Genomic DNA, 7,252 nt, shown 5'->3' with positions numbered 1-7,252 from the left:
GCGCTGCGCGCAATGCAAGCGAACCACCTTGCTGCGCAGGTGGTTGCGCTCCGCTCCGCGGGAGCGCTGGTGGCCCGCTGCGCGGCCACTCACCCCACGGGCTGCGCCCGTGGGGTGAGGTTCCGTTCGCTGCGCTCCCGGAACGGGGTGAAGGTTGCGCCTTCGCTGGGGGCTTTCGCTTCGCTTCGGCCCGGGGCGGGTCCGCTGCGCTCCCCCGCCTGACGGTCCTTCCGGCTGCGCCTCCAGGCCCGTTGGGGCCCGCTGGCGCGGGCCGGGCTGGCTGCGAGGGGTGGGGGGCTCGTTCGTGTGGGTTCTAGTGGACCGTGTGCATCACGGTTGATGCACCATGTATTGTTGGCGGAAAGGCGGGATACCCCCAGCCATCCGGGAACCTTTCCGGAATTCTGAGAGAGGAACGGCGGTTCAGGGTCAGTTGCTTGCGGCCAGGAGCATGGAGATTGTCTCCGTGTACTCTGCTTGGCGCTCAGGAGTGTGTTTCCAGCGGTTGGCGCCACGGCCAGCTTGGGCCAGTGCCTCGGCTATCCGGGTGGCGCCGTGGTCCAGCAACAGCCGGACGACTGCCGGCCTGCCCCCGGACGCCGCCCATTCCAGCGGTGTCCGGCCCCGTCCCACCGACTCCAGGCATGCTCCGTGGTCCAGCAGCATCTCAGCGATGCCCTCCTGTCCTTCGGTGGCCGCCACCATCAAGGCGGTTGCCCGCCCCTCACACAGTCGGCCATCAGGCTCTGCCCCGGCCTCCAGCAGAATGCGGGCCATGGTCTGCATTCCACGCTCAGCGGTGAAGCGCAGTGGCAGCGTCTCGGCGTACTGCCCGATGGGCTGTTCAGTGTTCGTGCCCGCAGCCAGGAGCAGACAGACAGCTCCGTGCCGCCCCGCCCACAGAGCACGATCCAGAGGAGTACGGCCCTCTCGATCTCTGCCGTCGACCGGTGTGCCCTTGCCCAGCAGACTTGTCATCAGCTCCAGATCGCCACAACCCGCCGCCTCTACCAACTTCGCTGCCCCATCCATCTCCCGCATCGTCCCCCAACATCCCAACCAGAGCTACGTCCATCACCGCCAGTACACCGCAATCACCTCGGCTTCATTGTCGGACAACGAACCGTAGACCTCACTGAAAGAAAGTTCTCCATGCCGCACGTACAGCTTCGGAAACACCAACTGGACCAGAAAACGAGTTTCCGCAGATGGGTAGAATTTACTGCAAGATCATCTCCGCCCCCGCAGGGTGCCCGGGGCACGATCGTCTCCGCGACCGGATCCGGCAAAACGATCACCGCTGCTGCGTGCGCGCTGGAGTCGTTCGCGGACGGCCGGATCCTCATCACGGTGCCGACCCTGGACCTGCTCGCGCAGACCGCCCAGGCGTGGCGGGCGGTGGGCCACCGGGCGCCGATGGTCGCCGTGTGCTCGCTGGAGAACGACGCGGTCCTGGGCTCGCTCGGGGTGCGCACCACCACGAACCCGATCCAGCTCGCTCTGTGGGCCGGGCACGGGCCCGTGGTCGTGTTCGCCACGTACGCCTCTCTCGTGGACCGGGAGGACATCGACGCGCCCGAGGGCCAGCGGAGGGTTCGCGGGCCGCTGGAGGCCGCTCTGGCGGGCGGGGAGCGGCTCTACGGGCAGCGCATGGACGGCTTCGACCTCGCCATCGTGGATGAGGCACATGGAACCGCTGGTGATCTTGGGCGTCCGTGGGCGGCGATCCACGACAACGCCCGTATCCCGGCGGACTTCCGGCTCTACCTCACCGCCACCCCGCGTATCCTCGCCGCGGCCCGCCCGCAGAAGGGCGCGGACGGCCAGGAGGCGGAGATCGCGACCATGTCGGACGACCCGGAGGGCACGTACGGCGCGTGGCTCGCAGAGCTCGGTCTGAGCGAGGCCATCGAGCGCGAAATCCTTGCCGGGTTCGAGATCGACGTGCTGGAGATCCGCGACCCCTCGCCTGTCCTCGGGGAGTCGGAGGAGGCGCGGCGCGGCAGGCGCCTGGCGCTGTTGCAGACCGCGCTCCTGGAGCACGCCGCCGCGTACAACCTGCGTACGGTCATGACGTTCCACCAGAAGGTCGAAGAGGCCCGTGCGTTCGCGGACAAGCTGCCCGAGACGGCTGCCGCGCTGTTCCTGAACGACGCCTCCGACGCCGATCTGGCCGCCGCCGACAAGCTCCCCGCGTCCTCGATCGACGCGGAGTTCTACGAGCTGGAGGCCGGCCGCCACGTCCCGCCGGACCGGGTGTGGTCGGCGTGGCTGTGCGGTGACCACCTCGTAGCCGAGCGGCGGGAGGCGCTGCGGCAGTTCGCCAATGGCATCGACGCGGCCGGGCGCCGGGTGCACCGGGCATTCCTCGCCAGCGTTCGCGTTCTCGGTGAGGGCGTGGACATCACCGGCGAGCGGGGAGTCGACTCGATCTGCTTCGCGGACACCCGCGGCTCCCAGGTGGAGATCGTGCAGAACATCGGCCGCGCGCTGAGGTTGAACCGCGACGGCTCCACCAAGGTGGCCAGGATCATCGTGCCGATCTTCCTGGAGCCGAACGAGGACCCGAACGACATGGTCGCCTCCGCCTCGTTCCGCCCCCTTGTAGCCGTTTTGCAAGGGCTCCGCAGTCATGATGAACGACTCGTTGAGCAGCTCGCCTCCCGCGCCCTCACCAGCGGCAAGCGCAAGGTCCACATCCAGCGAGACGAGAACGGCCAGATCATCGGCGCCGACGGCGCGGGCGACGGCGAGGACCAGGAGCACGACGACACCCAGGCCGCCGCCGAATCCGCTCTGCTCCACTTCAGCACTCCCCGGGACGCCGCCACGATCGCCGCGTTCCTGCGTACCCGCGTCTACCGGCCGGACAGCCTCGTCTGGCTGGAGGGCTACCAGGCCCTGCTCCGCTGGCGGGCGGAGAACGAGATCACCGGCCTCTACGCCGTTCCCTACGACACAGAGACCCAGGTCGGGGTGACGAAAGATTTTCCCCTTGGGCGCTGGGTCCACAAGCAGCGGAAGGCGCTGCGGGCCGGGGAGCTGGAGGAGCGGCGCAAGGAGCTGCTGGACGCCGAAGAGGCCGGGATGGTGTGGGAGCCGGGTGAGGAAGCCTGGGAGACCAAGCTCGCCGCGCTGCGCTCGTACAGGCGGGCCACCGGGCACCTCGCACCCCGTCAGGACGCCGTGTGGGGCGAGAGCGAGGCCAAGGGCATGGTGCCCATCGGGCAGCACATGGCCAATCTGCGCCGCAAGGGCGGCCTCGGGAAGGACCCCGAGCGCGCCGCGGTACGGGCCGCGCACCTGACCGCCATCGATGAGGACTGGGACTGCCCGTGGCCGCTGGACTGGCAACGCCACTACCGCATCCTCGCCGACCTCGTCGACGCCGACGGCATGCTGCCGCAGATTGAGCCGGGCGTGCTCTTCGAAGGTGATGACCTTGGCCGATGGCTCCAGCGGCAAGTCAGCTCCTGGACGGAGCTGCCGAAGGAGCAGCAACAGCGCCTGTCCGGGCTGGGCGTGAAGCCTGCCGAACGGCCCGTCCCGGCCACCACGACCAAGGGCTCCGGGAAGGCGTCGATGGCCTTCCAGCGGGGCCTTGCGGCTCTCGCTCAGTACATCGCCCGCGAAGGCCACGACCGCGTCCCCAGGGCTCATGCAGAGCGGATCACGGTCGGCGGCGAGGCTGAACCGGTGACCGTGAAGCTGGGCGTGTGGGTCTCCAACACCAAGACCCGCCGCGACAAGCTCGCGCAGGAGCAGCGCGCTGCCCTCGCGGAGCTGGGAGTCGAGTGGGCATGAATGCTGCTTGATCGGTGCGCAGACCCCTCCGTTCCGTAACTGGGTGTGGCTCGCAGGTGGTTACGAGAAGCGGGGCCGACGGAGTGGGGTGGCATGAGCGGCGAGAGTAAGGCACCGGCAGCAGTTGAGGGGCTCGCGCTGCCGAGCGGTGTGCTGCGCGTGGGACCGCTGCAGGGCGAGATGACGCAGTCGTTCCTGACGCGGCTGGCGGCGCGCTACGGCATGGCGTTCAGGGACCTGCTGGCGGCGGTCGTCGATGTGGACGGGCTGCCGAACGCGATGGGCAGGGCGCAGCTGGACAGCGAGATCTACCTGAACCAGGAGGCCCGGAACCGGGTAGCGCAGCTGTGTCGCGTCCCGGAGGATCGTCTGCTGCGGGCGCTGCCTGCCTGGGCGCAGGAGGAGCCCCGTCGACGGTTCGCTATAGGGCCGGCAGCGCAGTTTCACCACACCGCGGAGAAGGTTCGGTGCTGGGGGCCGGCTTGCCCTGAATGCACGGCGCGGCGTACCGGAAGGAGGGAGACCGCTCGCCTGTATCTGGGGCCGCAGCAGCGGGTGTGCCCGTCTCATCGCCGGTGGCTGATGCATATCCCGGGCACGGCGGGCCGAGTGATGGACCTGGCCGGGTGCGGGCAGGTGCTGGACGCCCAGCGCCGTCACGTGAGGCTGCTGCGTCGTTCCGCGCTGGCGTCGGATGCTTTTGAGGTGGCGCGGGCGGTGGCGTCGTCGTGGTGGTGGCAGACGTGGCCGCAGGAGCATTTGTGGTCGGCGCGGCTGCGGAGCCTGGACAGTGACGGCTTGGACCAGGATGTGTGGCGGGTTGTGGCTCGGGAACTGGTGATCTATCCGGAGACCGTTGCTCTGGCCACTCTGCTTGCCAGTGACGGCTTCCGGCGCCGCGTGGTGGCCGATGCACAGGGCCATCTTCCTTTTCGCCTGGCTGATCTGCCGTCGCTTTTAACTGCTGTTGCGGGCTGTGTGCGGAGGCCTTGGTACGTGGAGCAGCTGGCGCAGGAGACGTCAGGTCCTCTCTTTGCGTGGGCTTATCAGTGCGTGCGGGCACAGGGTGGGACAAGGGCTGCGGAACAGGCGATGTGGGCGGTGGCTCCGGCGCACCGTCAGCTCCCTCTGGTGGACGAACTCGCGGTACGGGCGCATGTGGGGTCCGGCGGCCGTAGCGCGGAAGGCAAACGGCGGCGCGGACACAGCCGGCAGGCGGACGAAGCCTTCGCGGCCGGCCTGGTGCATGCCAGCCGCTACGTGCGCGAACACGGCAATCTCGCAGTCCCGCAGGACACCGTGATCGATTCCTATCGGCTTGGGGAATGGCTGAGCAACGTCCAGACCAGAGCGTGGGCAATAGGGCCGGACCGTGCACAGGCTCTCGCGGTTTTGGACCCGTGGTGGAACGTCCCCTGGTCGGTGCAGTGGCAGCGCTCGTACTACCGGGCGCGCGATCACGCCGCAGTCGCCGGCCCGCCCGATGCGGCCGCGGGATTCCCCGGCACCCAGATCCTCAACGGCGAGTGGCTGTATCTGCAGTGCACCCACTACAGCACTCTCCATCCTGAGCAGCAGCGTCTGCTGGCGGACATCGGGATCACGGCCGAGGCGGCCCGCACCGCTCTGCCGCGGCGGATCCCCATCCAGGCCGGCTTCGAAACGGGGCTGACGCACGCCAGGTCCTACGTCGCCGAGCAGGGTCACCTGGCCGTCTCGGGCAAGGACGCGATGTACCAGGGGTATCCGCTGAGGTCGTGGCTCGTGCACCAGCGCCGCAGGGCCCGCGAGAACCGGGAACCTACGGAGCACTCCCGTGCCCTCGACGCCGTCGACCCCTGGTGGAATCCGCCCTGGGTGCTGACATGGCAGCGCTCCTACGCACAGGCCCGGCGGCTGGTGGAGAGCCGGGGCGGGCTCGATGTGGGGGGCGGCTTTCCAGGAGTCGAAGCAGATCTTGCCCTGTGGTTGTCGCGGCAGTGCGCCGCGTATCGGCGTCTGGACCCCGATCAGCAGCGCCTGCTGGCAGACATCGGCATCACAGCCGAGGAAGCCGCGAAAGTGCAGGGCGGGTCCGGGGCATCCCAGGCCGTGAACGAGCAGATTGCTGCTGCCGGTCTGTGGGCTTTGGACGGCATGGCCAGTGCTCGTTCCTTCGCCGCGGTAAACGGGCACCTTGCGGTTGCCTCCGAGTACGTGCACGACGGGTTTGCCCTGGGCCGCTGGCTGGTGGAGCAGCGCCGCCAGGACCGTCGGCACGCTCAAGCCACCGAAGGCGTGTGGCTGCGTGGCCGGCTGCTGGCCGAACTGGATCCCTGGTGGAACCCGCCCTGGCCCTTTCCCTGGCAGCGGAGTTACCAGCGGGCCCGTAAGCGATGGCGGAAAGGCCAGCTGAACGTGCTTGGCCCGCATCGCGGCAGGGACGAGGACGAGGTGACAGTGTGGCTGCACCGTCAGTGCGTCCAGCACGACGTTCTGCAACTCGATCAGCAGAGTCTCCTCGCGGACATCGGCATCTCCTCTGCCGTCGCCCGCGCAGTGACCGAAGCCGATCGAAGCCCCGCCCGCGTAGACACAGGGCTCGCCCACGCACGTAGCTATGCCGCCGAACACGGGCATCTGGCCGTGGCCGAACGGACCCGCCACAACGGCTATCCCCTCGGTACCTGGCTCCTACGCCAGCGACACCGCGTGGCTGACGGGCGCACCGATCCGGCCCGGATCGCCGCGCTGAACGCCCTTGACCCGCACTGGAACCCGCCCTGGCCCCTGGCGTGGCAGCGCGCCTACCACCGGGCACACGCCGCCCCTGCCAGCGGCAACCTGACCGTGGCCCAGCGACGCTGGGCCACCACCCAGACAAGGCTGTGGGACAGCCTCCATCCCACCCAGCAAGAGCTCCTGGCCAACCTCGGCGCCACGCCCGCCACCGAACCCGTACCGGCTCCTACAACCGCGCACCGCTATCCCGCAGGCGAAGGCCTCCCCCACGCCCGTGCCTACGCCGCCGCCCACGGCCACCTAGCCGTGTTCAAACACACCCAGCACCACGGCTTCGCCTTGGGGCACTGGCTCATCCAGCAACGGCGCAAAGCCCGCGCTGGCCTCCTGTCCGCCCTCACCCTGCAAGAACTCACCGTCCTCGACCCCTGGTGGAACCCGCCCTGGCCCTTCGCCTGGCAACGCAAGTACCACCAGCACCGCACCCTCCGCACCACAGGCCAGCCCCTCCCGCCCGAGCTTCAGCGCTGGGCCCGTAAACAAACCGTCCTCTGGCACCAACTCCACCCCCACCAACAGGCCCTGCTGAGCACCATCGGTATCCGCCCTGAGGCTTCGAGTCGGCAAGGCACCTTGCGTGAAGCGTGACGGTGAGACTTCCGAGAGTGATCACGTAGGGCGTGCCGATGGCCAAGATCTTTTCCCAACTCCCCCTGTCTCCCGGCCT

3 protein-coding genes are annotated in these 7,252 nt (G+C 68.9%); 2 read left to right on the top strand and 1 reads right to left on the bottom strand.

Annotated features, from left to right (window positions below):
• Positions 1–429: 429 nt before the first annotated feature.
• Positions 430–1,032, bottom strand: coding sequence for an ankyrin repeat domain-containing protein (locus OG310_RS36100; protein ID WP_329453783.1), 603 nt, complete (start codon positions 1,030–1,032; stop codon positions 430–432).
• Between the two features lie 120 nt (positions 1,033–1,152).
• Between OG310_RS36100 and OG310_RS36095 the strand changes: the two genes are divergently transcribed.
• The gene (locus OG310_RS36095) at positions 1,153–3,804 is read left to right on the top strand and encodes a DEAD/DEAH box helicase (RefSeq protein WP_329453784.1); all 2,652 of its coding nucleotides are present in this window, start codon (positions 1,153–1,155) and stop codon (positions 3,802–3,804) included.
• A 93-nt stretch (positions 3,805–3,897) separates the two neighbouring features.
• Positions 3,898–7,173, top strand: a complete 3,276-nt coding sequence (locus OG310_RS36090; protein ID WP_329453785.1) for a Helicase associated domain protein — start codon at positions 3,898–3,900, stop codon at positions 7,171–7,173.
• Positions 7,174–7,252: the final 79 nt, after the last annotated feature.

The sequence above is a fragment of the Streptomyces sp. NBC_01497 genome, assembly GCF_036250695.1.
Lineage (GTDB): Bacteria > Actinomycetota > Actinomycetes > Streptomycetales > Streptomycetaceae > Streptomyces.
The sequence above is the reverse complement of the archived record's forward strand: the minus strand, read 5'-3'. Positions and strand labels throughout refer to the sequence as shown.

What these genes read in the sequence shown, in the direction of transcription:
- OG310_RS36090 (WP_329453785.1), top strand. Translation starts at nt 3,898, where the DNA reads ATGAGCGGCGAGAGTAAGGCACCGGCAGCAGTTGAGGGGCTCGCGCTG.
- OG310_RS36100 (WP_329453783.1), bottom strand. Translation starts at nt 1,032, where the DNA reads ATGGATGGGGCAGCGAAGTTGGTAGAGGCGGCGGGTTGTGGCGATCTG.
- OG310_RS36095 (WP_329453784.1), top strand. Translation starts at nt 1,153, where the DNA reads ATGCCGCACGTACAGCTTCGGAAACACCAACTGGACCAGAAAACGAGT.